The following is a 781-nucleotide window of genomic DNA, read 5'->3' on the forward strand; positions in this document are numbered from 1 at the left end:
CTTCAGCCCATTGCGGTCATGAAACCGGTCGATCCATGCGCCGTTCAGGTCGGCCAGCGCGGTACGGTTCTCGGCCAGGGCCAGTGTCTCGGTCTCGAACCGCCCCATCTGCGAAGCCGAGGCCGCTTGCGCATCGACGGCACGGCCGCCCACGACCTGGCGCATGACCGGATCGAGGGCCAGCCGGTCGGCATCGTTGACATCCTCGTATCCCGCCAGTCGCCCGAACACCGATTGCCGGAAAAGGCCGTCAAGCCGATGGACCGTGTTCTTGCCGCGTCGCGTGTCGCGCAAAGCTGATGCCGCCAGATCGGACAGCCCGAGCGCGTCATCCAGCTCGCGCATCACCAGCAGGCCGCCGTCGGAACTGAGCTGCGCTCCCCGGAACTCCACATGCACCCGGCGGTCGAAATCGACTCGATCTGCCCGCTTCGAACCCGCACCCTCTGGGTGATCCATGAAGCCCGCCCCTCGCAGCCGTCAACACCATGATTCATATCGGAAATAACACGATCACGACAGCAAAATCAGCAACTTACTTGGGGAATGTGGGGTAAAGCCTTTGGCTGTAAGGGTGCGCTTCAAGAGCGGTTTTTCAACCTTTGCAGCGATATCTTCGGGGGCGACCGGACCATTTCCCTCAACAAACACATAAGTATTGTTAATCGACTGATCGACGTTGTTACCGTCGCCGTTGATGCCTGTCGATTGGGAGGTGGGCGAATGCTTCGCCCCAAACCAGCTTCTTATGAACCGCAAATGAGCAATCCCTTATCCCGGC

At 60.2% G+C, this 781-nt stretch carries 2 protein-coding genes; one reads left to right on the forward strand and one right to left on the reverse strand.

What is annotated here, in order from left to right:
• Positions 1–459: transposase (locus C5F46_RS16240; protein WP_181317784.1), on the reverse strand; the 459-nt coding region annotated here is incomplete at its 3' end.
• An 87-nt stretch (positions 460–546) separates the two neighbouring features.
• Here C5F46_RS16240 and C5F46_RS16955 point away from each other — a divergent pair.
• Positions 547–781, forward strand: a 235-nt coding sequence (locus tag C5F46_RS16955; RefSeq protein WP_210203010.1) for a hypothetical protein, incomplete at its 3' end; no start/stop codon positions are given.

The sequence above is a fragment of the Phaeovulum veldkampii DSM 11550 genome (assembly GCF_003034995.1).
In the GTDB taxonomy this organism is placed as follows: domain Bacteria; phylum Pseudomonadota; class Alphaproteobacteria; order Rhodobacterales; family Rhodobacteraceae; genus Phaeovulum; species Phaeovulum veldkampii.